This is a genomic window from Leptospira vanthielii serovar Holland str. Waz Holland = ATCC 700522 (assembly GCF_000332455.1).
GTDB classification, from domain to species: Bacteria; Spirochaetota; Leptospiria; order Leptospirales; family Leptospiraceae; genus Leptospira_A; species Leptospira_A vanthielii.
This window is the reverse complement of record NZ_AOGY02000051.1, coordinates 311,782-335,796: the sequence shown is the minus strand read 5'-3', so window position 1 is coordinate 335,796 and position 24,015 is coordinate 311,782. Positions and strand designations below refer to the sequence as shown.

Below are 24,015 nucleotides of genomic sequence, written 5' to 3'. Positions count from 1 at the left end.
CGTTCCCAAGTCCTCTCCATTTTCATATTATCTTTGTTATTCGGTAGTAGTCCTGGATACGGAGTGGGATTAGAAGTTGGGATTTTGGGATATGAATTGTTTTTAAAAGAGACAAATGTTAAAAAAAATCAAACTCCTGGTTGGGATTTTCAAATGGACCAGATAGGTTCTGATTTCCAGAGCGTTTCTTATCTCAATAGAACGTCCAGCAAATCTATGTTTGTTGGCCTAAAAGATAAAAATAAGCGGAATCGGATCATTTGGGATATCGACATTCAACTAACTACTGGGAAAGAAACGGGACTAAAACCCTATTATCTGGGAAAAAATAACTATTTAGGGTATGAGACATCGAAGTTTCTTTTGGGGGTAGGTCGTCGCGAACATAAGTTTCGACCTATGAGTTTTCAAACTAGTTATGATGGGGGCGAGGGTCTTTTTTTAGAATTCTTGCCGCAATCCAATTTAACCTTACAGTTCTTCCTTTGGGATCAGTATTCAGGAGCTTTATTATTCAATAAAGACCGGTTCCATTCCTTATTACCTCATTCACAAAATGGAAAAACGAATTTCTCAGCAGAATCAGAACCAAACGAAAGCAGACGAAGTCACCATCGTAGACATTCCTTTGGTCTTCTTTATGGGGATGATTACTTCAAACTTCGTATGGGAATCCAGTATATAGAACTTGGAACTTGGGGTCGGCATGTAAAAGACAGTCCCAGGGAAACTAAAACTTCCGGTGCCGATGGAGATTCTCTGGTTAACGGTAATTTGGGTTTAGGATTTGATGCTGATTTATTGGAAGTACAATTTGATTTTCTTTGGGCCAAAGGAAATGATCGCACAAGTTCCAAGATCGCAAACACACCTGGTTCGATTCCAATTTCAGGTGAGGCAATCCAATGGGGAGCAGAACTCAAGTTTGGTGATTTTTTACTTCGTAGTTCTCACTTTCTTTCTGACAGAGAAGAAAAAAATGAAAAAAACCAAATCATTAAAGAAGGTTACATTTCATTAGGAGTCCATCCGGGCCAAACCCCATACATTTCCCAAATCTTTCAAATTTTTCCCTCCGCCGCAGTGACCGAATCTGGATATGAAAAAAACTTTGCCTTAAGAAATGGAAGATGTTTTGGCTATTTAAGTGAACTTGTCCTACAATTCACCTATCATCAGTTTGTTGCAAAGATGGTAGGTTCCTACTTTTTACCTTACAAGTTGGGTGGTGCTTCTGATGGAAGGATTAGTTTTCAAAAAAGAGATTTTGAAGTTTTTTCTATAGGAGAAGGTCTTTTGGAACTTTCCTTAAAAGAAGATTCTTATTTCGAACTTGGAATTGGATTCTCGCAGTTATTCCTACCTGAATCCATCCCCATCAAATCAAACTTTGGATATATATTTGGGAGATTGGAGATATGAAGAATTTTTCACGGATTCTTTTTTTGGTATTTTCTATATTGGTTCTGTTTTGTCAGAAGCCAAAACAAAAAGATGATCTTTCTTGGCTTCTTGTTTCTACTTCTCCAGTTTCAGAATTATACTTTTCCTATCCAGGTAGGGACGTGGCAGAAGAGAAAAAAAGAATTGTAAAGGAGGTCCTACTTTCTGAGATTCGAAAAGCAAAAATTTCCATTCGGGCTTATTTGTATTCGATAGACGATTATGAAATCCTTACCGAACTTTATTTAAAAAAACGAATGGGAGTTCAAATTCAGTTGTTTGGTGATAAGGAAGAAGATTATAGTGAACTGGAGTCACTTGGTCTGGAGATACAAAGATGGTCTGGATCCGGTATTCATCATACAAAAATTTGGATCTTTGATGGGATTCGTTTTTTTGCAGGGACCGGAAATTTCACCACCCATGGTCTTTATACGGATCACAATGTCTTTTGGACCCAGAACATTTCTCCTAATGAGGCAGAAGGTATCATTTCCACTCTTGAGGGTAGAAATCCGCGAGGATTTTTTAGAATTGGTTCCTTGCAGTATTGGGTTTCCCCAGAAGCCGGTCTTGAAATTCAGCAACAACTATTGGATGCTGTGGACTCTGCCAAACATTCCATTAAATATTTAATCTATTCTCATTATGATCCCGTTTTCAGTTTAAAACTTCTAGAGGCTAACCGAAGGGGAGTCCGGGTTGAAGGAATTTATAACGCACCTATGAGTTCTAACCCAGAAGGAATCTATCTAAGTCAACATCTAGAATTTCCATCACAGATTTGGGAAGATGGAAATCTAGACTTTGTCTATAAAAATGATCGATATTTGGGCGGATTGTTACACCACAAAACTATGTTAGTTGATGATCACATTATTTATACGGGTTCTTATAATTATTCGGTCTCTGCAAGAGATAAAAATAAAGAGGTCTTTGTAAAAATGGACCATCCATCCATCACAGAAGAATTCCTTAAGGAATGGAAACGAATTTTGTGGGTTGCCCTTCCTGTTACAAATTCTTCCGTGAGTTCAGGAGGATCGAATACAAATACAGAAAACCAGCTCCGTATGTATTCTCTCGAACGCTTCCAGAACTCACTTTTCCAAACCAATGTTCTATTCAATAACGAAGGTTTTTTTGATTCTAACTCCAATGCTCTCTCTAGTGCCTATCGCCAGACCTTGGGACTCTCAGGTCTGGTCAGGCCAAAGGTCGGTGAAAGGTTTGAATTTAAGTTTCATGGAGTTGATCCTATTTGGGAGGAAAGTAATGGATCAAGTCTGCACCTGCATTTACAAAATTATTTTTTAGGAACTAAGGTGAGTCTTTCGAATGGAGAAAAAATTTTGTCTCTCTCTCTTTGGGACGGGTCACATCCAAAAGAGAAATTTGTTTTAGATTCAAATTCTACAATAGTGGGACAGACGGATTTTTGGAAGGGAAAGAACTTATGGATTTGGGCTCAGACAGAAAATGGAAATCTTTCTTTTTGTCACACCAAAGAAAAAACGAATCCACCAGAATGGATGATTTTCTTAAAAAACAGGCTCGAAGTTATGGGTAAAATCTCGCCAGTTTGTTCAAATGATTGATTCGTCATTCCATTTTATCTTCGATAACTGGAACAAGGATCTTTGCAATTTCATCCTGGAGTTTCATATAGTTATTGATTCCTAAATGAGTGATTTGTTTGTTCACGTCGTTTAACATCGTTTGTATGAGGAGCACTAAGGTGTGTTTTTTATCAGCAGGAAGTTTGGAATCATGGATCAAATCTGACATGGCTTGTCCAGTATTCCCTAGAAAAGAGATTTTCCAAGCACTTTTAAACCCAGTCTTTCAGTTCTAACTCTTTCAACTTAGGAGATAACCGGAAGGTAAAAAATACAATGAGTATCGTCATCGTCGCCCCAAAAACGACGGAACCCACAGGCCCTAGGATTTTTGCGGAAACTCCTGATTCAAAGGCGCCAATTTCATTGGAGGAACCAATAAATACTTTATTGATCGCACTGACACGGCCCCGCATCTCTTCGGGTGTCATAGTTTGCATAATGGTGGAGCGAACCACAACGGAAACACTATCAAATACTCCCGAAAGAAATAAGGCAAATAAGGACAAAAGAAAGGATTCCGAAAGTCCAAACACGAGCATACAAACCCCAAAACCAAACACGCAGAATAACAAAACTCGCCCTGATTTTTCGAGAGGTGGTTTGTATGTGAGGTAATAGGCCATAAGGAGTGCTCCGAGTGATGGTGCGGCACGGAGGTATCCAAGCCCTTCGGATCCAACAAATAAAATATCTTTTGCATAGACAGGAAGAAGAGCCACGGCTCCTCCAAAAAGAACAGCAAACATATCGAGAGCCATGGCACCTAACATGATTTCATTTTTCAATACAAACCGAAGCCCTTTGAGAAGACTATCCTTCAAAGCTTCCTTTTCTTTTCGTTCAGGAAGGCTACGTTTGTTTATCCAGAAGAAAAGTAAAAAGGGGAGGCCAATACAAACTGAGTCAAGCCCATAAGCCATTTGCATTCCGAAACTTCCATATACAATTCCGCCAAGGGCCGGACCAATTACGGCACCGGCTTGGAAAGATGTTCCCATCCATGCTGCAGAATGAGGGTAGTGTTCTCTGGGAACCAATTGTGTCACAAAACTAAAGATAGCAGGGGAGATAAACCCCCTTGCAATCCCTGAAACTAAAATGACTAAAAATATAGGATAGGCTTTGTAAGTAACAAGTAAAAACGAAAGAGGGCCGGTAAAAGCAAATAAAGTAAGGGAACAAACGAGTAAAAAGAATAAACAAATAACAATGATATTGCGACGATCTCTAAGATCTGCTAGGTGTCCGGCATATAGAGAAACCACAATAGAAGGTATTGCTTCAAAAAGACCAACAAGACCTAAGTCTAAGACACTTCCCGTGAGTTCATAAACTTGCCAACCGACAATGGTTGCTTGGATGTTGATCGCAAGAACCATAAAGAATCTTGCTACGATAAAAAAACGAAAATCGCGGTGTTTAAAAATGGCCAAAGAAAGGTTTTTCTTCATCTCTTAAGCCAATCTTTATTATCGAAAAATTGGGGCAATCGACAATCTAGTTTTATATTTCAATTGGATTCGCTACCCAATTGAAAATTTAAAGTTTTGACTGGCTCTTCATTTCCTACTTGGTCCACGGCGTAGTAAAAAAGCTGAAAGGAACCTTTACAAACTGATTTTAAATCGTAAATAGAAATTTCAGAACTATAAGGTTTAAACTCAGTTTGCGTACCCGACTGACAAGTGTAAGCAATAAGAATGTCTTTTGGCCCACTCAGATGATCCTTTGCAGTCAGTCTGATCTTTGTCTCAGGGGAAATAAATTTGGTTTTTCCTTTCCCAAGAGAATTTGGTCCTACCCATTCCATTTTAGTTTCAGGAGCTGTTGTATCCTTAATAAATTCCAAAACTTGCATGGGTTCTTTATTACCTACTAAGTCCAGAGAGAAGTATAATAATTTATAACTTCCTTCCTCTTTGATGGGAACAGGTGTAATGGTTTTGGCCGAATTCCATTGTCCATTACCAAGTTTGTAACGCACTTCGGCAACACCAGAAGCATCGTCAGAGGGATTTAGAGTCAACTGATCTCTTGTTAGATAACGAATCGACTCGTTTTTCTCTTTGATGATAATAAAACTATCCGTTGAAATTACTGAGGTGATTTTTTTTGGTTCTTGTTTGGGGACAAAAACTTTTTTAGCAACATATTCTTTAGGAACAGATAGTGGAGAACCTGGATCCACATTAGTAGAATACACTTGTGTCCAAAATCCTTTTGCACCATATTCGCCTAACCTACGAACACGGAAATACTCAAAATCATCTTTTGGTGTTACCGTAATTCGATTTCCTTTAAACTGTATGGATTCAGGAGGTTTGGGTGCAATTGTATCCCCACTTTCGTTTGGTTTTTCTTGCCAAAGTTCTAGTTCAAAATTGGCATCTGCTTCTGCATCAATTGCGATTCGAAGTTCTCTTTTGGGTTTGGAAACAAGAGAACTAAATGTTAGAAAAACAATTCCAAGGATTAGTAAAAATTTTCGATTCATATTCCTTCTATTCTTCTTTAAGACGTGGTGCTTCTGGGATTTTATAAGGTTGTACGGGAGTTTTTCCTTTCTCTACAAAAGTTGCCATCCCTTGAGTGAGTTCCACAGTTTTTCCCTGGGCGCCAACATCCACCACTCCTTCAAAACAGGAAATGGTTGAACTTAGTTTTTCATCCAACTCTACTCGGAATTCGGTTCCTCGAACTCCAGCCGTAGAAGATGGACTCACAATGCTGAACTTGTGTTCGGTGGTAGGTGGATTGGATTTATTGACTTTTGCATCTAAACTTCCTTTGAAGAGAGCAACCGTCACAGGACCGCCTTTTTTGCCCTCACCCTTCACTTCAAAATGACTATTGGTTAAAATTCGTATCATACCCACATTGTTGATCTGAACATCTGTTTTGCCTTTGCCACTAGTTTTGATTTGGTCATTCGGATGGAGTTCTTGCCCTAACTTCAAAGGAACCCAAGGTCCTTTGCCGGCAGTTCCGTTCCATTCAACTTGTCCCATCACAAACTCAGTGACACCAACCACCGCTTTACGAAGGAAAACGGGAACCACAAGAGAAAGACCTGGTTTGATTAAATCAGGATTTGGAATTTTGTTATGTTTGAGAAGTTCCGGCCAACGTTTGGGATCAGACAAATGCCTTTCTGAGATCAGAGAGAGTGTTTCTCCCTTTTGGACTGTGATGGTAATTGGCTCTAATGCTTCGCCACCTTCCGCAAAGAGCGAAAACTGACTGAATATTATGATAAGTACTAAGATTGACTGTGTGATGGACTTTCTCATTTCTATACAGTATCAAACTAATGTTTAAATTTCCAGCGATTTCGAAAATCTTGGGGATTTTTCTAAACATACGTCCTTCTATTTTTTAGAATTCACTAAAGATTGAATGTGATTCTCCGAGGGTCCTTTAGTAAAAAACTCTACAATCGTTAGGTTATTACGGAGATTGTAAAAAATAAATCCCAAGAGCTGCCGCCATTTGTGGGTGGTGAATCGTTCCATCGAGTAACAGACGTTTCACTTCCTCTGGTTTCTTTAATACAATTTCGATATCTTCCCCTTCATCAAATTCTACTTCGTAAATTGGTTCTACGTCATAAGCTACATAGGAATAAGACCAATTGGTAAACATGGCTGGGTTACCTGAAAATTTAGAGAGTAGTTTGTATTTGGAATTGTCTGTGGCGTATCCTGTTTCTTCTCGGAGTTCACGAATCGCCGATTCCAATTCAGAGCCCGTACCTTCTTCATCCACAATCCCTCCTGGAATTTCCAAACTATCCTCTCCAATCCCATGTCTGTATTGTTTGATGAGGAGAATCTCGCCTGCCTTTGTCACAGGTACCACATTCACCCAATTTTTGGATTTTAGAACATAGTATGTTTTTTCCTCTATAGAACGAGGGAGTTGGATATCAAAACTAGCAAGGGTATAAATCGGAGTGGGGTAAAGATCTTTCCAGTTCTTTCGTTCTTTCACTTTGGTTTCCTTCTTTCAAAGGATTTCTGATTCCAAGAATTGTATAGAGATTTTCCTCTTTTTTGAAATTATAAAAAACTCAATCTTGAAGGATGGAAGCACAAAGAAAACTATCTACTTATGAAATTATATGGTAGCATCACTTCTCCTTTTGTAAGAAGAATTCGTTTTCTCTGTTTGGAATTGGGAATTCCCTTTACTATGGTGGATACAATGACCGAGGCCGGTCAAAAGGAATTACGTGAAAAAAATCCCCTTTGGAAAGTTCCTTATGCCGAGATAAACGATGTGAAAATTTGGGACAGCCACACCATCATCGACTATCTTTTTGAAACCAAAGGATTTGGAAATTTTAGACCCAAAGCAGGTCCTCATCACTACCGGGAAGCAAATTTACAAACAGCAATTGACCAGGCCCTCGACAACGCCATTCTCATCTTTTACTTAAACAAAGAAGGGATTAAACCCGATGCGGCACCTTATTTAACCAAAAATGCGCTAAGAATCAGCTCCATTTTGGATTATATCAAACGCGAGTTAAACGGTCATTTTTTCTTTACCGATGGGAAAGTGGGTCTCTCTGAAATTGCTTTATATACCACTCTCGATTGGATTCGGTTTCGATCGGTTTTGCCAGTGGAAGAAGACCCGGTTTTCGCTGGGTTTTTAAACTTCCATGGTCAGAACAAATCCTGGAAGGAAACTGCTCCTAAGCAATAAAGAACAGTCGTTTTTCACTCGACCGGATCAGATTTCTTTGGATTATGTCCCTTACCGGTCTCCTTATGAAATTAAATGCGGCGCAAATGGAAGCAGTTTCCACCATCCAAGGTCCCCTTCTTGTTTTCGCAGGCGCGGGATCAGGGAAAACGCGGGTCATCACCAACCGCATCGCCCATATGGTCGAAGGGGTTAAAATCCCTGCCAGTAAAATTGTGGCCCTTTCCTTCACAAACAAAAGCGCCAAAGAAATGGCTGAAAGGCTTCGTAAGATGGTTCCAAGAGAAAAACTCAAAGGAATCACTCTTTCCACCTTTCATTCGTTAGGTTTAAAAATCCTAAAAGAACATATTACTAAACTTGGATATAACGAAACCTTTTTACTTTTTAATGGAACCGACCAGGAAGCCTTTGTTTCCGACCTTTTAAAATCCAAACGGCTGGATCCAAAAAAAGTTCCTCCCAAAGAAATCCTTAGGCGTATCTCTTATGCAAAAAACACACAAGTCCATCCGGCAGACAATGGCCAAACAGGTGAATTTGATTTAGTGGCAGCAGAAGTTTTTTCTATGTATGAAGAGGGCCTAAAAGAAAAAAATGCCATTGACTTTGATGATTTAATTTTACTCCCCAAGCGCCTGCTCGCTGAGTTTCCAGAAATCGCAGCTTTTTACCAAAGAAAACATGAATACTTTCTTGTGGATGAATTCCAAGATACAAACCAACTCCAATATGAGTTTTTGTCTTTATTTCGTGGAAAAAGTGACAATCTTTGTGTGGTAGGCGACGACGACCAAAGTATCTATGCCTTTCGCGGTTCGAATGTACAACTCATTCTCAACTTCGAAAGGGAATTCCCTCACGCGAAAGTGGTGAGGCTTCTCGAAAACTATCGTTCGACTTCACTTATCATCCAAGCGGCAAACTCTCTCATCCAACACAACATTGGCCGAAAGGAAAAAACTCTCTATAGCCGGATCCCTTCCGCCGAACGAGTGGAATACTATGAAACCGCCGATGAAAGAGAAGAAGCCATTTTTGTTGCAGGAAGGATACAAACCTTACTCATTAAAAATGAATTTAAGGGAAAAGAAATCGCCATCCTATTTCGGACAAACTTCCAATCTCGTCCCTTTGAAGAAGAACTTCGGAACCGCAGCATTCCTTACAAAGTAGTCGGTGGTTATAACTTCTTTGACCGAAAAGAGATCCGAGATTGTATCTCTTACTTACGTTATGTGGCAAATCCTAAGGATGATTATTCACTTCTTCGAATCATCAACTACCCCAAACGAGGGATTGGCCCGGGCACGATGCAAAAACTCCAAGAGGAAGCCTTTACCCATAAACTTTCTTTATACGAAATCTTTCATAAAATGATTGAGAGCCCCGACTATTTGTCCGAAGTGAAAGCTAAGGTCAGGCAAGAAATTTACCAATTTGTGGAACTTGTGGATGCCTTTAAAAAGAAGTTTTCTATGTCACCTAAGATGGCGCCAGTACTTCGGGAGATGATCACCCAAATCGGATTCGAGAGGGAAATCTCCATGGAAGAAACCGAGGAGAAGGTGGTCAAAGCTCGGATCTACAATTTGAGTGAACTTGTGAATATGTTGTCCTTTTTTGAAGAAGAAGAGGGCCGAGAGGGCAAAGCCACCATCTTTGACTTCCTCCAAAGGCTTGTCCTCCTGATGGAAGACGAACCGAAAGAGGATGAGGAAGACCGCCGGGTCCAACTTCTCACCATGCACCAGTCGAAGGGACTCGAATACGATTTAGTTTTTTTAGTGGGCCTAGAAGAGGGAATTTTACCGAACTCACGTGTTATAGAAGAAGAAGGGGAAGTGGTCGATGAAGAAAGACGCCTTCTCTACGTGGGTATGACTCGCCCAAGGCGAAAATTGTACTTGACTTCGGCTCGTACAAGACGCAAATTTGGGGAGCAAATCGAGAGTGCCCCCTCTCGGTTTTTAAATGAGCTGTCTCAGGACGCTGTTCTTTTTTTCCCAATGGAAACGAAGGATAGAGACACAGAAACTAAGAATTTCTTAGAGGAATTAGACAAACTAAAGGTAGGCTAATGAAATCGATTCTCCCACTAACCCTCATTTTGGCGTTGGTAGTGGCATTTGAAAATTGTGCATCAAATCAAGGAACCCTTCGTACCGGAGTTTCCAAAGTAAATACCGGGTCTCATTTGGCCCAAATCGAATCTATCGATGCTGATCTCAAATCCTCTTCTCTATCTGACGAATCCCGAGACAAACTAGTCATCCGAAAAGGAAAACTTTTACTTGATCTTGGAAAATATGATGAATCTATCTCTACACTCAACCAAGTGAATCAGGCTAAGTCCAACCCGGTTCAACTTTCTGAGTGGAATCTCACTATGGGAAAAGCCTATGTGGGAAAAAACGAATATTCTAAAGCCATTCAGTTTCTAAACCAATCAGAAAGATTGGACAAAAACACTAACCTGATGGAACGAAAAAAACTAGTGGTTCAATCCCTTGTGGCAGAGCGTGAATATTATCCTGCACTTGCTACCCTAACTAAGACCTATACCAAAGGGAACCAAAAGAAAGACGAATTTTATTATGAAACCGCAGCGAAGACCTATTTAAAAATGGGTTTTGAATATAAGAATACAGGATTTTACCAAAAAGGTTTGCAAGTTGCCAATTTAGGATTGGAAGAATTTCCCAATAACGAAACTCTGAAGTCCATTCAGAAAGAGTGTTTGGAAGTGTTGCAGCCGGAGGGCAAACTCTAAGTTCTTTTGGAACGGATCTTTTCTCTAAAGCGCCTATTTGCCTATAGGTCATTTTTTTCTCAAATGTTCGATAGAATCTGCGAAAACAAGCGGATTCTATTTTCCTTTTTGGCCCTTAGTCTCATCTTTTTCTGCTTTCTCCTTTGTTATTATGGATTGGAATTCTATCTTCGGAACTACCGTATCCCCTTAGTACAACTTAGAAAAGTGGTCTCCTATACAATCAACAAAGAACTCGGAAAAGCGGTCGACATCGGTGTCCTTGACTTCTCGCTCCGAGAAGGTCTTATCATTGAAGACTTGGTGGTTTCCAATGAAGAGGACTTCTCTTTTAACGACCATATGTTGAAGGTAAAAAAAGTCACCTTCCGACTCTCCAGTTATTTTAAAGATTCCCCAACAGTGGAACAAATCGATTTTTATAGTCCACATTTGGTATTGAACGAAAATGTTAGTTTACGAGACCAACTCATTCAATATGCACAAAAGAGTAAATTAAAAGACATTCGATTTCATGATGCAAGACTCACCGTCAAACAAAACGATTCTACTTTAGTAGATTGGAAAGAGGGCTGGGATATTGTTTTAAAACGCAAAAGTAAAAAATTATATCTCTCGTATAACAACGGTTGGTATTGGATTCCCAATACAACCCGGATCAAAGGTGAGGGAGAATTCTCCGAAACGAATTTGGAAGAGTTCCAGTTTGAGTTTAAATGGAAAAACTACCCATCGGAAGAAGCAATCATTCTTACCAATTATCTATTCGGTTCTAATGTACATTCTGCGGTTCTTTCGGGAGAAGGGAAGGTAGTTCGTGATTCGGTCTCTGGATTTACAGCGAGAGGTGATGTTGAGTTTGAAAATTCATTCATTCCTATCCCGTTTTTTGAGAATTATATTCTAGATGGATTTAGGTTCCGAGAAGTATTTCTTTTTACTCCGAAAAAGGAGGAAAGAGAATTTTTGGGAACTGACTTTCGAATCAAAACTTTGGTAAAAACGGAAACCATTAAAGAACCTCTTCTGGAAAGAAATTTTGAATTTCAAATTGAATCCTTAGAGAACATTGCAGAACGGATTTCCGATCTCTCGGGTAATTTTAATCTTCCTTTGTCTGGTTCGTTAAAAGGGAATATTGCCCTTTCCGAAACTGGCGATAGAAACAAATGGTTCCAACTTCACGGTGAACTTGTCGGGACAGAAATCCAATGGGATTCGAGCCTCATCCAATTGGAAAAGGGGAATCTTTCCTTAAAACTTTTGGAAGGGAATGAATGGAGTCTCAATATTGACTCTATGCTTTTTGGAAAACCTTCCCATATCTTAGGATCTGGGGCAAGTGTTTGGGGGCGGTCGAAAAAAGCAGATGGTTCTTATTATTATCCAATGAGTTCCAAAACCAAACTCAATTTCCAAACACCAGACTTAAATGGAAGTGATTGGAAACCTTTGTATGAGGATTGGAAAAAGGAAACTTTAGAAGAAATTCGGGAACGCCAAGAGAAATTAATTCCAGAAGAATATTTTTACCAAACTAAAATTTATAAATACTTTTTAGAATCTATGAATCTGGATCTCGGAATTCAAATTGCCAATTATTACCCTTTTAGTGGATCCAAATCTCTTGGGGAGTCAAAGGGAAACTTTTTAGTCAAAGAGGGGCGGATGAATCTAAATTTGAATTTAGGAACATCCAATTCCAAAATTTCAATGATTTCCTATTTTGCTAGTAAAACACCTAACTTTGGTTTTAGCCTTATTTTAAATGAATATCCCTGGTCAGATCCCTGGATGAATTTTTGTGGCTCAGATTTAAAACCTACTCATGTCAGTTTGGATTATAGTTTCAATAGCATTGGGAGTGATTATTATAGCCTTCATAAAGATGCCCGTACATCGTATTCACTCAAACTATTTGGAGTGAACTTTAAGGAGGCCGATCTGGTTTCTAAATTAGAAATGGATTTGGGACCATTAAGAAAACCTTTTCAATTGGAATTTGATTTGAGTCGTTATTCAGATATGGATTATATTTCTAATTTAGTAGTTTCTAGTGAGTCTTTAGACTTAAAGGGTTATGGAAATAACAAAAATGGGAACTATGCCTTTACGACTTATGGGCTCGTTGGGGAATCCAGAGGAAGTTTTAGTTTTACTGAAGAGGAAAATAAATGCGTCATCAAATAGTTTCTGTTAGTTTCCTTGTTTTACTTTTTGTTTTTTCCCTTTGCAAAGAATCCAAAAATCCTGCAGATATAGCACCAGAAATTTCCAAATTACCTGCTTTTGGTGGAGAGTGGATTTTAGAATGGGAGAACAAAACTCATTCCCTCAATATACAACCAGAAGAAAATAAAGTAATTTGGAATGGAGCTGGAGATCTCAGTTTGGAATTGGACTCTGTGGGAATTCGTTTACGCCCGAACGATGAAGAAACCATAAAAGGTTATTTTTTATACTCAGATCTAAAACCCAAGTCCTGGATTGGAACTTGGGAAAATCGTGTGGTACGTTTAATTAGAAAGGGATCGAAGGAGTGATTGGATTTCCTTAGCAGCCTTTTTGGATGCATTCATTGTTCCCAGTTCCCTTTCTTTGGCATCCCTGAGAATCCCTTTGATTTTATTCTTTAGTTTTGTATTGGATAGAATCTTCCATGCTTCTTGAAAAATATACTTTGGTTGGCATTCGTTTTGTGTGATTTCACGGCAGACTTCCTCACCCGAAAGGATATTGGCAAGACCTATAAATTTAGACCTCATCAGTAAGGATCCCAAAAGATAAGTAAACAAACTCACCTTATAAAGAATCACCATCGGTGTTTCAAAATACAATCCTTCCAAAGTGGCGGTTCCCGATGCAATGAGAAGCAGGTCACTTGTTTCCATCACTCGTAGCGATGCATTCCAGTGGTAATGGATTTGAATGTCTGGATGGATTTGTTTGAGGGTTTCAATTTTTTCTAACAAAAAACTTTCTTCTTTTGCATTGATATTCGGAAGGAGGAAAACAATTTTCTTTTTCTCTAATTTACATTTCTCATGGAGAAGGGCCGCCGTTCCAAGAATGGGGTCAATTAGCCTACGTATCTCTCCTTTTCTTGAGCCAGGAAGCAGACCTACCGTATACCCATGGTGGGAATCAGGAAGTTTTTCTGCGATCACAGGTTCTTTTTTTAGTTTTTCTGGAATTCTTTTAGTGATGGGATGGCCCACAAATTTTGCATTCACACCATATTCGGTATAAATTTCTTCTTCGAATCGAAAGAGGGTTAGCATTAGGGCAATCTGTTCTTTGATAAAATAGATGCGGTTGAATTTCCAAGCCCAGATTTGTGGTGATACATAAAAAACGGTTGGGATGCCTCTTGATTTTAATTCTTTCGCCAAACGTAAGTTAAATCCAGGGTAATCAATTAAAATCGCAAGTTTAGTCGGTCTATGTGTGGTTTCTTCTAAAACCCGATAGAAGATCTTTTTTAGAAAACTGTATTTTTTTAAGGCTTCCGAAAATCCAATCACACTGAGCTGTTCCAACTCTTCCATGGAATCAAGTCCGTGTTCAATCATTCCTTCCCCACCAATTCCATAGAACTTATATTCTGGTTCCAGAATTGTGAGCTCCTGTAAAAGGTCGGCTCCGAGTAAATCGCCGGAATGTTCCCCGGCAATGACTAGGATATTTTTGTCTGACTCATGTAGATGGGATTTTTTTTTGGTTACCATTGAGAACCTTACTTCCGCTTTTTCCTACGACACAAAAATTTAACTTGTGTTTGGTTGCAAATTCAATCACTGCTTTTGGATCCACTACTAAAGTTTCTCCTTCTCGAATGCAAAGTGTTTTGCAACCACTTTCGAGCATGACTTGGAAAGTGTGTATTCCTATGGTCGGAAGGTCAAATCGATTGTCTTGTTTTGCTTTGGGGCTTTTACAAACAACGGCACCACCTTTCTTTTTGGTATACACTCCACCTCGTTTGATAGTTTCATCTGTCCCTTCCACCGCTTCCACGGCAATGACGGATTCGTCACAAACCACAACCATTTGGCCAATATCTAAATCGGCCATTTTTTCGGCATAGAACATCCCAAATTCGACATCCTTAAGTTCCTGGGAGCTAAACTTTTTAGGGGTATAACGACCTTCAGGAAGAAGTAAGGATTGTAAGTAGATCTTTTGAGAGATGACTTTGACACCCATAGCTTCAAACTCATCAGCGATGGCAAGAAAGATGGGATAATCATTTCGGTTGATGGTGCGAGCAAGGATGGCGAGAGCCTTTAGGTCAAATTTTAGTTTTTGAAAGAGTAGGTCTTTTCGAACTTTTCCTAACATCAAAATGCGGGTGATTTTTTCTTTTTGGATGGTTTTTAGAATTTTACCAACTTGAGTGATATGTACAGGAATTGTACGTGCACTATGTTCTCTCGGTGTGAAATCAGATTCAATCAGTCCAAGAAATAAAGGATCCTCACCCGCAAGAAGGGCTTCTTTCATTCCAATGTGGGGAAGTTCCCCACCACCAGCGATAATGGCTAATCGGCCTTTGGGTGCCAAAGAGAAACCTTAAGGAGTTCCTGAATCGCTGCTGCCAGAAGGCGGAGGAGAGGAGTCAGAACCGGCTTTTTTATAATCAGTTACATAAAATCCAGATCCTTTGAAGATGATTCCTGCACTGGCTGAAATGCGGCGTTCGACAGTTCCATTTTTTCCGCAAAGACACTCTGTGAGAGCATCATCTTTCATTGACTGGACGTGTTCAAAATCTTTTCCGCATGTATTACAATGGTAATCGTAGGTAGCCATAGTTCCCCCTCTAATGGATTCCTGTTCTAATGTCAAAGAGTATCACTTTTTCTCTGTTTGGTTCTTTTGCCAATGGGAGACAAATTTCCCAGGAATATCGACCTGCTTGGAGCGCAGATTCATCCATCGGTAAGGAACGAATGGACTGAATGAGTCCCGTGTTTCTCCGCCATAGGCTTGCATTCCATTTGTCCCCTTTGCGAGATCCAATGTGTAAGGACAGGTTTTCTCTTCTTTTTTCACCGTCGAGGACATATCGATTTTTATTTACCCAAATGGATTCTTTATCCAGAGAAATGGAGTAGGCTAGGTGATCCAGGTTGTCGTAGTTTAGGTGGAGTTCTAAAAACAAGATGGGTAGATCGGAGTCTGTGGGTTGAAAGGAAAACTCAAAGTAGTTTTTGTCGCCCGAAAGTTTTTTACAAATTCTCTGTAACCCTTTTGACTCTTTTGTTAGACCATAGATTGGAAATCCAGTTTCTCCTGAGATACGAATCGAATCTCTCGGAATGTAATCGCCGAAGAAGGTAGCGGGGATTTGGTTTCCATTCCAACCTTCAAAATCGATACGAATTTCATTGTCTACAGACTTAAATCGTTTTTCAAATTCTGCGATAAGAGTAGGGTTTGGTGGAACTTCGGTTAAAAATCCAGAAAAAAGCCATGCAGATTTCTGTAAGTTAGGAAAGTAACATCGCCTCCAATGTCCCAAACTACCGGCAATGGTTTCAGTGCCCGCATCTTCTTCTAAGCAGATTGTTTGTTCTGGTTCACTGATTTTTCCTAATTCTGAATTCTCACGACCCGGCCCACTGCGGAGGTTGACATTTTTCCCTCGTACAATCGCTGTTTGGTGGGAGAGGTTGGCATTTGCGGTATTGGCTAAAAAATGTAAACTTTGTAACAAAAATTCTGATTCAATTTCTCCAATGGGTTCAAAAGGAAAACTGAGTAAGTTTGTCAGGGCCCGGCTAAACCGATCTTCCATTCCACGCGGATCTTCCAAGATGAGTTTCAGAAGTAAGTTTGTGACTTCTGATTTGGGAATTGGTTTGGTAACTGTGACAATCTTTGTGATGAGAGCTCTTTTGTAACCATCTCCATGTTTTTTTAAATTGGATAGGTAAGGATCTTCAATATGGTAATAGGTGCCGCGAGTGGTTTCCCATTCGACAAGTTTGGTTCCGGGACGTGTTTGGAAAAAAGATTGTAGCTCTTTGGTAGTTTCCTTCTCATTCAATTTTTTTTCCAATTGAGAAATGGTTTCGGAAAGGATGGTGAGCTCTAATTCACTTGAGGGAATTTCTTTCTCTTGATAAAGACCGAGGATTTTGAGATAGGATTCCGATTGGTAGAGTTCATAGGCTTTGTCTTCTCTCTCGCGAAAGTCAACAAAGGTATAGGTAATAAAGGTTATAAAAAGAAAAAGAAAACTAACAGCAAAAAACACACGGGAGCGTATCAAAAGGATCCTCCCGTTTTTGTGTTAAAGATTTTCAGGTAGGAGTTTGGATCTTTCCACTCCGTATTCTTCAAATAAAGCATTTTTGGCAACATAGTATCTGTGTAAATTGATGTTGTAATCTACTTTTGCACGAACGAGTGACAATTGGTCTTGGACATGAGTGTCTAATGCATTTTTGACTGCCAGTGCATTGAACCTTCCTTGTTGGAAGGAACGTAACACACCATTATAATACTTCTTAGATTCATCTTCTGTGCGTTTTGCATTTTCCAAAACTTGAAAAGAAGCCTTTAAGATATCAATTCGAGTTTTTACATCATCGGAAACCGCTTTGACAAGATCTGCTTCTTCTAACGAAACTTGGCGTTTTTGAATTTCAGCATCACGGATTCCAGCCTTCACTCCCTTATCCATAATGGGATAAGATAGGTCTAGGGAACCTTGCATCACAGGGTATTGGTAAGAAAAAACTCCCGTACGGTTATCGGAATAATTGTTCTGTGGACTAATAGTATTTTGTGCTTGGTATCCGTAAGTGCCTGAAGCTTTCAAGGAAGGAAGGGCTTCGTTTTTAGCAGTTCTCATAGAAAGTTCTGCATTTTCTTTTTTACGAACAATGGCTCGGAAGTCAGCTCTATGTTTGTATGCGTAATCGATATCGGCGGCATAGTCCAATTTTGTAGGAAGAGCTTCCGAAAGAGGAGTTGTTTTTTGGAAAATCGTGTCTTCTGGAAGGTTCAGAGAACGAATGAGTTTACGACGAGCTTCTTCTCTTTCTGCAATGGCTTGTGCCATTTGTCCTTCCACTTGGGAGAGAAGGGCATTCCACTGGTTCACTTCAAAACTTTCAGAAAGTCCAAGGCCCTGTTTGCGGATGGTAAGATCTCGAACATTCTTTGTATTTTTTAAAAGTTGTTCGAAGGTTTGGTATCCAGATTCTTTCACAGAGTAGTTCCAATAGTCAACAAGAGTGGCTACCGCTTTACTTGCGACTTGGTCTTCCATTTGCTCTCGCAAAATCTCTGTTTGGTTTTCTAGGATTTTTTCCATATTCCTTTCATTGGCACCAAAGGCATTTTTTAGTAAATCTTGGGCAATGGTTACAGAAAGTGTATCAGTATACAAAGGAGGAGGACCGAGAGAAGTGAAACCCGCAGGAGTTTTATTCGGATCTTCAAATGCGTTGGAGTCAAAACGTTGTGACTTTGCTTCTAGTTTGAAGTAAGTTCCCGTTGTGAAGAGTTTTTCTAATCCAGCACTATAAGTATTGGTTTGGGTTTTTGTTCCCGTAAAGATATTGTTTTGGTTGAAAGGAAATTGTTTTTGATCCAATTCCGCTTTGGAAAGGGCACGCCAAGAATATTTTCCCTCATATTTCATAAGAGAAGAGTCAGCTTTTGCTAACTCTAAACGGGCCTGCATGACCTCGCGGTTGTTTTCAATGGCATACTTGACTGCGTCTTGTAAGCTAAGTGTAAATTCCTTATCTCCAGATTCCGCAGCCAATAGGCCTACGGAAACGAGGAGAATCAATGTGCTTGAAACCCATGAACGTTGTTCCATACTGTTAATTCAGACTCCTCATTCCCTTTGAATAGCTGTTTTTTTTAAGACAAACCCTTATTTTTTAAGGGCTTGTTTCATTTTATCGCCAACTTCTCCAATGTGCGCACAGATACTGACTCCAGCATCTTGCATTGCAGCAATTTTAGAAGTGGCAGTTCCCATTCCGCCGGAAATGATCGCACCGGCATGGCCCATACGTTTTCCTGGAGGCGCCGTTTGGCCTGCGATAAAACCAACTACCGGTTTTTTCACATGCGCTTTGATGTAAGCCGCTGCTTCTTCTTCCGAAGTTCCCCCGATCTCACCAATCATTACGATTCCCTCAGTGTCTGGGTCTTCGTTGAGTAAGCGAACCGCTTCAACGTGGTTCATCCCGGGAACTGGGTCTCCTCCGATTCCAATACAAGTGGACTGGCCAAGGCCTGCCGCAGTAAGGGAAGCAACGGATTCATAAGTCAAGGTTCCTGAACGAGAAACAATACCAATGTTTCCTGGAGTGTGGATAAAACCTGGCATAATTCCCATTTTCACATTGTAACGAGGGTTGATCACACCTGGGCAGTTTGGTCCTACCAGTTTCGTTTTAGAATTACGAAGCACACTGTATACTTTTAGCATATCGTGAGTAGGAATTCCTTCCGTGATACAAACTACGAGTGGGATTTCAGCAAAGATTCCTTCCAAAATTGCGTCAGCAGCGAAGGGAGGCGGAACAAAGATCACGGCAGCGTTGGCACCGTCTTGGATCATTGCATCTTTGATGGTGTTCCGAACCGGAGCAGTTTTTCCTGTTTCGGAAGTCCAGATCTGGCCACCTTTGCCTGGAGTGACTCCGGCAACTACTTTTGTACCATATTCCAACATTTGAGTCGCATGAAAGGATCCTTCCTTACCGGTGATCCCTTGGACGACTACTCTTGTGTTTTCATCAACTAATACAGCCATGTTTTATAGTTCCTATTTTTTGATTAGGGAGACAATTTTGTCTGCCGCGTCACGGAGTCCTTCCACTCCAACAATATTCATTCCAGATTCGTTCAGGATTTTTTTCCCTTCTTCCGCATTGGTTCCTTTCAATCGAACCACTACTGGAACCGATACATTTACCTTTTTAGTAGCTTCGATAATTCCGACAGCCACTCGGTCACAACGAACGATACCACCAAATACGTTTACAAAAATTCCTTTTACGTTTGGATCAGAAAGGATGAGTCTAAAACCATTTTCTACAGTAGTAGGGTTTGCTCCACCTCCGACATCCAAGAAGTTTGCAGGTTCTGCACCAGCGAGCTTTACGATGTCCATGGTTGCCATCGCAAGACCGGCACCATTTACCATACAACCAATGTTACCATCTAACTTCACGTAGTTGAGGTTGTATTCTTTTGCTTTTACTTCAAACGGGTCTTCTTCGGTGATATCACGAAGAGCTTCGTTTTCAGGATGGCGATACAGTGCGTTTTCATCCAAGTCCATCTTGCAGTCACCTGCGATGATTTCGTTTTGTTTTGTGAGGATGAGAGGATTGATCTCAAGTAGGGCTGCATCTTCTTTGATGTAAGCATTATAAACTGAGTTTACGAGAGCCGTGAAGGATTTTTGTGCCTCAGCGGGAATTCCTAAAGCAAATGCGAGTTCACGCACTTGAGAACCTTGGATTCCGATCCCTGGATCAATCTGGATTTTGATGATTTTTTCTGGATGAGTTTCTGCAACTTCTTCGATTTCCATTCCACCTTCGGTAGAAGCCATGATGATGGTTTTGCGAAAAGCTCGATCGAGTAGGATGGAGAGGTAGTATTCCTTTGCGATTTCAAGGCCTTGTTCCAAATACACTTTCAGAACTTTTTTTCCTTCCTCACCGGTTTGAGGGGTGATGAGTTGCATTCCGAGAATTCTCTCAGTAGCCGCTTTGGCGTCATCTTTTGTCTTTGCGACTTTAACTCCGCCACCTTTTCCTCGTCCACCTGCGTGGATTTGGGCTTTCACCACCACTACGGGTGATTTTTGGACAACTTCGCTATATGCCTTTTCGAAATCACCGACTGTGTCGATGACCTTTCCGAAGGGAACGTTGGCATTGTGTCTACGTAGGATTTCTTTGGCCTGGTATTCGTGGACTTTCATGGATTTCCTTATGTCATTGGTACGTCCGTAGGGTTAACTTACGGATCACTAAGGTAAGCCTCGGGGGTTGGGGGAGATTGTCAAGACCGAATGGGTGGTTCTACTGATGCAAAGTGTGGGAACCGAAAATTCTTGGATGTTGAAGTTTTAAGCAAATGATAGAGCTAAATGGGAGCAGATTCGTTTGGATTTTCAGGGAGGAAAACCGTAAACGTGGAGCCTAACCCTGCCTTGCTCTGGACCGAGATGGTTCCTCCGAGTACCTCCACTTGAGATTTAGTGATAAAGAGTCCGATCCCACGAGCATCTTCGTTTTTATGAAAGGTCTTAAACATACCAAAGATTTTGTTACCGTGTTTTTCTAAATCAATTCCAAGACCGTTGTCTTCTACTGTGAGTTGCACTTGGCCTGGTTTCTTTTTTGCGCTGATTCGGATAAACGCTCCGTTCTTTAAACGTACATACTTGATCGCATTGGAAACTAAGTTTAAAAGGATACTTTCTAAATATACAGGAATGATTTTGAGTTCTAAATGATTTTCGATTTCCAAAAATACTTCGATATTTCGCGATTCAATGGATCCTTTTAAAATGTTTAAAGTTTTTTGAACTTCGCTATTGATCGAACAAATCTCCATTGGTTTGTTTAACATCTGGTTGATGGAAATGATATCATTCAGATGAGTGATGGTTTCGTTCAGTTTTTCCGCTGAGGCATGTAACATGTTTACAATGTTTTTTCTTTCTTCTTCGGAAGGATTCTCTTCTAGTAAGGTAATGAGAGAGGTGAAATTCGAAGAGTGTTGGCGAATGTTATGTGAGACAATATAGGCAAAGTTTTGTAAACGGCTGTTTTGGATTCCTGTAAAGTGAAGCATCCGATTGGTGTTTTCTAATGCTTCTACTTCTTCGGTGATATCAAACCGAATGGATAAAAACGATTCTATGGAATCATTTTTATCATATAGAGGATGAATGAATGTTTGTAACCAAAAGAAATTTCCTTGTTTGGATTGGTTACGAATGATTCCTTCCCATGGGTGCCCCGATAGAATGTCTTTCCACATCTTTTCCCAAAACTCTTTCGGATGGAATTTTGAGTTTATTTTTCTATGATCAGAATCTAAAAGTTCTTTTTCCGAATAACCCGATATTTGGATAAACTTTTGGTTTACTCTTTGGATGATACCTTTGGTATCTGTGACACTCACTATGGCTGATCGTTCAATGGCATCAAGGATTGCTTTTAGTTTTCTGTTTTTTAATTGGATTGTGTTTTGCGTGTTTTTGAATTCTGTAATGTCAAGAAAACTTGCAGTAGCACCTTCAAGTTTTCCTTCTGCGTTGTAAAGTGGGGAGGCATTGACACTGAGCCATTTGACTTTTTCACCATCAGCTATAATTCCATGTTCGCAGTTATAGACTGTTTTTTGTTCACCAAGGGCTAGGGTTAAGGGAAGTTCTTCTGCGGGGAAAGGATTCCCGTCCTCACGAATTTGTCGCCAATCTTTGGAGGCAAAGTATTTGTTTTCGATTTTGTCGATACTCAAGGAAAGGATTTTGGCAGCACTATCATTTGCATAAATAATTTGTCCCTTTAAATTAACAACTACCACTCCATTGATCATTGTTTTTAAAACACGATCTAACTGTGATTCGTTTTCGCGGAACGTTTTTTCAGCAAAGGATAGTTCTGTGACATCTTCGAAAAGGAAGAAAAAAAAGTTATCTGTTAGTTGTTTTGCCAATAACGAGTAGACCTTTCGACAATTAGATTTTTGATCTGATAAAAGGTCTGCATTCAAATAAATGGGAGAACCATTTTTTTTTGTTATATCTGAGAGGATATGGGATAGTAATCCTTCTTTCTGTAAGTTGGGAAGTAATTCTTTTACTGTAAGTTGGCTTTCTATTTCCGATTGAAATTCGATAAAGGATTTTGCTAGTGGGTTTGCATAAACCAATCTGCTTTCTAAAGATAATTCTTGTGTAGGGGACTCGAAGACAAATACTCCGAACGGAAGTTTGTCTGCAAAGAGAACAAAGGATGAATTGCTATTTTGATTGAAAGATTCCATCGATTGTTTTTTTTAAGTAGGTGGGAAACCTACATCCATCGGACGAATGGAACCTAAAAATTATGGGACTAGATTTGGGTTATAGTTTATTCCAATAGGGGGAGAGCCTTAGGGAAGGGCAGAACTTTCCCAGCGAATTGGTTTGGATCACATCAAAACGATCTGCTAAATGGGACGCTAAATAAATTTCTCCATCAGGCCCTAGGGCTCCCCCGCGATAGGAACCAGCGGGTTTAGGGAAGAGGGTCGTTATCGTATGGTCTTTTGTATCTATGGAGATAAAGTTCGCATAGTCTTCTGGAATAGGATAAATTTTTCCATTGGGGGCAAGGACTGCACCGTTAAACATAGCGGTCCCAGCAGAGGGAATGTTGGTTACGGTAACAATTTCATTTGTGCCTGTGTCAAGGTAAAGAAGCGTTGCGACTGAATGGGGAATCATATAGATTCGACCATTAGGTGTGAGAATTCCTGAAATATAGTAAGCATGAGCTCCAGGGAATACATAAGGATGGATGGAAATGGAATCATCCCTTGTATCCAAGATATACATAATTGTGCCCATAAATGGAATAAAATAAATTTTCCCTTCCGGGGTGAGGACTGCTGAAGAAAAACCTCCACTTGTTGGAGTCGAAACCATACCAATTGTTTTTGTATTGGTATCATAATAGCGAATGAATGTTTCTCCGCTAGGAACAAAGTATATTTTACCATTGGGAGCATACATCGCTCCGCTATAGGCAGCACTTGCCATTGTTTCGGTCCCAACGATTGAAAGTGAACTCTGATTCGAATCTAATGCATAAAAATCAGAAATTAAGTGTGGTGCAAAATAAATGATACCATTAGGGCCGAGGGATCCGCCGATAAAATCAACCGATACCGATTTAGTTCCCATTGTCGAATACATTTTAGAACTTGGGTTGACTGCTAAAATTGTTGGAGAATAATAAGGGACAAAGTATACATTGCCGTTAGGTGCATTTAAAGCACCTTGGAAACCAGGATAGGCTGCACTTATACCTATCACAGAAGCAACTGATTCTGGTCTATATTGAATGAGTGATTCTGCTGTACTGGATCCCAAAGCAAACTGAGTTTCCATCTCCTTTTTTACCGCTGGCCAATTAGCATCCAAATGAGTTTCTTCGTAACTTAGTTCGCAAGCAGGAGGATTGGAATTTAAGCGATAACCACACTGGTTACTTTTGTCTTTTGAAATGAATCTAAATAATAAATTAGAAATAAATTGCGAACTTTCTGTATCGCAAAAGTTTTCTGATTTTGGTGTAGAACAAGAGAACAAGAAAAAAAATGCAAAAAATAAAATTAAAAAATGATTCATAAATCTTTCTTTATGGATGCTACAAAAAACTCGATGGCAAAAGCAAGTCGAATCCAATTAGAAATGATACG

At 39.9% G+C, this 24,015-nt stretch carries 21 protein-coding genes; 7 read left to right on the top strand and 14 right to left on the bottom strand.

Annotated features, from left to right (window positions below):
* Positions 1-18 precede the first annotated feature (18 nt).
* Together LEP1GSC199_RS12300 and LEP1GSC199_RS12295 are read left to right on the top strand one after the other, a co-directional pair.
* Positions 19-1,422, top strand: coding sequence for an LA_2168 family protein (locus LEP1GSC199_RS12300; RefSeq protein ID WP_415857908.1), 1,404 nt, complete (start codon positions 19-21; stop codon positions 1,420-1,422).
* Entirely contained in the window at positions 1,419-3,041 is a 1,623-nt protein-coding gene (locus tag LEP1GSC199_RS12295) for a phospholipase D-like domain-containing protein (RefSeq protein ID WP_002982813.1), read from the top strand. The genes LEP1GSC199_RS12300 and LEP1GSC199_RS12295 overlap by 4 nt, the downstream gene beginning before the upstream one ends.
* Positions 3,042-3,045: 4 nt before the next feature.
* On the opposite strand, the gene LEP1GSC199_RS12290 is transcribed toward LEP1GSC199_RS12295, so the two are convergent.
* The 5 genes from LEP1GSC199_RS12290 to LEP1GSC199_RS12270 form a co-directional block, all read right to left on the bottom strand.
* Entirely contained in the window at positions 3,046-3,231 is a 186-nt protein-coding gene (locus LEP1GSC199_RS12290; RefSeq protein WP_002983123.1) for a hypothetical protein, read from the bottom strand.
* Positions 3,232-3,274: 43 nt separating this feature from the next.
* Positions 3,275-4,516 (bottom strand): MFS transporter, encoded by a 1,242-nt coding sequence (locus tag LEP1GSC199_RS12285; RefSeq protein ID WP_002982537.1) that lies wholly within the window; start codon positions 4,514-4,516, stop codon positions 3,275-3,277.
* 59 nt (positions 4,517-4,575) lie between these two features.
* Positions 4,576-5,559, bottom strand: coding sequence for an LBF_2017 N-terminal domain-containing protein (locus LEP1GSC199_RS12280; RefSeq protein WP_002982860.1), 984 nt, complete (start codon positions 5,557-5,559; stop codon positions 4,576-4,578).
* 7 nt (positions 5,560-5,566) lie between these two features.
* Complete coding sequence (locus tag LEP1GSC199_RS12275) at positions 5,567-6,355, bottom strand: FecR family protein (protein WP_002983157.1); 789 nt, start codon at positions 6,353-6,355, stop codon at positions 5,567-5,569.
* Between the two features lie 157 nt (positions 6,356-6,512).
* A complete protein-coding gene (locus tag LEP1GSC199_RS12270; protein ID WP_002982685.1) occupies positions 6,513-7,055 on the bottom strand; it encodes an NUDIX hydrolase in 543 nt (180 codons plus the stop codon).
* A gap of 120 nt (positions 7,056-7,175) precedes the next feature.
* Here LEP1GSC199_RS12270 and LEP1GSC199_RS12265 point away from each other — a divergent pair, with 120 nt between their 5' ends.
* The 5 genes from LEP1GSC199_RS12265 to LEP1GSC199_RS12245 all read left to right on the top strand — a co-directional run bounded on the left by LEP1GSC199_RS12265 (position 7,176) and on the right by LEP1GSC199_RS12245 (position 13,091).
* Positions 7,176-7,775, top strand: coding sequence for a glutathione S-transferase family protein (locus LEP1GSC199_RS12265; RefSeq protein WP_002983210.1), 600 nt, complete (start codon positions 7,176-7,178; stop codon positions 7,773-7,775).
* 65 nt (positions 7,776-7,840) lie between these two features.
* On the top strand, positions 7,841-9,856 hold the full coding sequence (locus tag LEP1GSC199_RS12260; RefSeq protein WP_039926766.1) for an ATP-dependent helicase: 2,016 nt from the start codon (positions 7,841-7,843) through the stop codon (positions 9,854-9,856).
* Positions 9,856-10,548: an LIC12587 family lipoprotein gene (locus LEP1GSC199_RS12255; protein ID WP_002982636.1), complete on the top strand. Its 693-nt coding sequence runs from the start codon at positions 9,856-9,858 to the stop codon at positions 10,546-10,548. Before LEP1GSC199_RS12260 ends, LEP1GSC199_RS12255 begins: the two co-directional genes overlap by 1 nt.
* A 63-nt stretch (positions 10,549-10,611) precedes the next feature.
* Entirely contained in the window at positions 10,612-12,738 is a 2,127-nt protein-coding gene (locus tag LEP1GSC199_RS12250) for an LIC_12586 family protein (RefSeq protein WP_002982796.1), read from the top strand.
* Positions 12,723-13,091 (top strand): hypothetical protein, encoded by a 369-nt coding sequence (locus LEP1GSC199_RS12245; RefSeq protein ID WP_002983306.1) that lies wholly within the window; start codon positions 12,723-12,725, stop codon positions 13,089-13,091. Before LEP1GSC199_RS12250 ends, LEP1GSC199_RS12245 begins: the two co-directional genes overlap by 16 nt.
* Here LEP1GSC199_RS12245 and lpxB read toward each other — a convergent pair.
* The 9 genes from lpxB to LEP1GSC199_RS12200 all read right to left on the bottom strand — a co-directional run bounded on the left by lpxB (position 13,065) and on the right by LEP1GSC199_RS12200 (position 23,944).
* Positions 13,065-14,276 (bottom strand): lipid-A-disaccharide synthase, encoded by a 1,212-nt coding sequence (gene lpxB, locus LEP1GSC199_RS12240; protein ID WP_002982842.1) that lies wholly within the window; start codon positions 14,274-14,276, stop codon positions 13,065-13,067. The genes LEP1GSC199_RS12245 and lpxB overlap by 27 nt on opposite strands.
* Positions 14,245-15,111 (bottom strand): LpxI family protein, encoded by an 867-nt coding sequence (locus LEP1GSC199_RS12235; protein ID WP_002982975.1) that lies wholly within the window; start codon positions 15,109-15,111, stop codon positions 14,245-14,247. Before LEP1GSC199_RS12235 ends, lpxB begins: the two co-directional genes overlap by 32 nt.
* A 9-nt stretch (positions 15,112-15,120) precedes the next feature.
* Positions 15,121-15,360 carry an FmdB family zinc ribbon protein gene (locus LEP1GSC199_RS12230; protein WP_039926764.1) on the bottom strand — a complete coding sequence of 80 codons (240 nt, stop codon included), beginning with the start codon at positions 15,358-15,360 and terminating at the stop codon, positions 15,121-15,123.
* Positions 15,361-15,370: 10 nt separating this feature from the next.
* The gene (locus tag LEP1GSC199_RS12225) at positions 15,371-16,825 is read right to left on the bottom strand and encodes an SH3 domain-containing protein (protein ID WP_039926701.1); all 1,455 of its coding nucleotides are present in this window, start codon (positions 16,823-16,825) and stop codon (positions 15,371-15,373) included.
* Between the two features lie 21 nt (positions 16,826-16,846).
* The gene (locus LEP1GSC199_RS12220) at positions 16,847-18,388 is read right to left on the bottom strand and encodes a TolC family protein (protein WP_039926698.1); all 1,542 of its coding nucleotides are present in this window, start codon (positions 18,386-18,388) and stop codon (positions 16,847-16,849) included.
* 57 nt (positions 18,389-18,445) lie between these two features.
* Complete coding sequence (gene sucD / locus LEP1GSC199_RS12215; protein WP_002983098.1) at positions 18,446-19,336, bottom strand: succinate--CoA ligase subunit alpha; 891 nt, start codon at positions 19,334-19,336, stop codon at positions 18,446-18,448.
* Positions 19,337-19,348: 12 nt separating this feature from the next.
* A complete protein-coding gene (gene sucC, locus LEP1GSC199_RS12210; protein WP_002983312.1) occupies positions 19,349-20,518 on the bottom strand; it encodes an ADP-forming succinate--CoA ligase subunit beta in 1,170 nt (389 codons plus the stop codon).
* A gap of 164 nt (positions 20,519-20,682) precedes the next feature.
* Entirely contained in the window at positions 20,683-22,596 is a 1,914-nt protein-coding gene (locus LEP1GSC199_RS12205; RefSeq protein WP_002982391.1) for a PAS domain-containing sensor histidine kinase, read from the bottom strand.
* 79 nt (positions 22,597-22,675) lie between these two features.
* A complete protein-coding gene (locus LEP1GSC199_RS12200; RefSeq protein ID WP_039926696.1) occupies positions 22,676-23,944 on the bottom strand; it encodes an NHL repeat-containing protein in 1,269 nt (422 codons plus the stop codon).
* Positions 23,945-24,015: the final 71 nt, after the last annotated feature.

Coding starts and splice junctions, on each gene's coding strand:
- LEP1GSC199_RS12295 (WP_002982813.1), top strand. CDS start 1,419: ATGAAGAATTTTTCACGGATTCTTTTTTTGGTATTTTCTATATTGGTT.
- LEP1GSC199_RS12290 (WP_002983123.1), bottom strand. CDS start 3,231: ATGTCAGATTTGATCCATGATTCCAAACTTCCTGCTGATAAAAAACAC.
- LEP1GSC199_RS12285 (WP_002982537.1), bottom strand. CDS start 4,516: ATGAAGAAAAACCTTTCTTTGGCCATTTTTAAACACCGCGATTTTCGT.
- LEP1GSC199_RS12280 (WP_002982860.1), bottom strand. CDS start 5,559: ATGAATCGAAAATTTTTACTAATCCTTGGAATTGTTTTTCTAACATTT.
- LEP1GSC199_RS12275 (WP_002983157.1), bottom strand. CDS start 6,355: ATGAGAAAGTCCATCACACAGTCAATCTTAGTACTTATCATAATATTC.
- LEP1GSC199_RS12265 (WP_002983210.1), top strand. CDS start 7,176: ATGAAATTATATGGTAGCATCACTTCTCCTTTTGTAAGAAGAATTCGT.
- LEP1GSC199_RS12260 (WP_039926766.1), top strand. CDS start 7,841: ATGAAATTAAATGCGGCGCAAATGGAAGCAGTTTCCACCATCCAAGGT.
- LEP1GSC199_RS12255 (WP_002982636.1), top strand. CDS start 9,856: ATGAAATCGATTCTCCCACTAACCCTCATTTTGGCGTTGGTAGTGGCA.
- LEP1GSC199_RS12250 (WP_002982796.1), top strand. CDS start 10,612: ATGTTCGATAGAATCTGCGAAAACAAGCGGATTCTATTTTCCTTTTTG.
- LEP1GSC199_RS12245 (WP_002983306.1), top strand. CDS start 12,723: ATGCGTCATCAAATAGTTTCTGTTAGTTTCCTTGTTTTACTTTTTGTT.
- lpxB (WP_002982842.1), bottom strand. CDS start 14,276: ATGGTAACCAAAAAAAAATCCCATCTACATGAGTCAGACAAAAATATC.
- LEP1GSC199_RS12230 (WP_039926764.1), bottom strand. CDS start 15,360: ATGGCTACCTACGATTACCATTGTAATACATGCGGAAAAGATTTTGAA.
- LEP1GSC199_RS12220 (WP_039926698.1), bottom strand. CDS start 18,388: ATGGAACAACGTTCATGGGTTTCAAGCACATTGATTCTCCTCGTTTCC.
- sucD (WP_002983098.1), bottom strand. CDS start 19,336: ATGGCTGTATTAGTTGATGAAAACACAAGAGTAGTCGTCCAAGGGATC.
- sucC (WP_002983312.1), bottom strand. CDS start 20,518: ATGAAAGTCCACGAATACCAGGCCAAAGAAATCCTACGTAGACACAAT.
- LEP1GSC199_RS12205 (WP_002982391.1), bottom strand. CDS start 22,596: ATGGAATCTTTCAATCAAAATAGCAATTCATCCTTTGTTCTCTTTGCA.
- LEP1GSC199_RS12200 (WP_039926696.1), bottom strand. CDS start 23,944: ATGAATCATTTTTTAATTTTATTTTTTGCATTTTTTTTCTTGTTCTCT.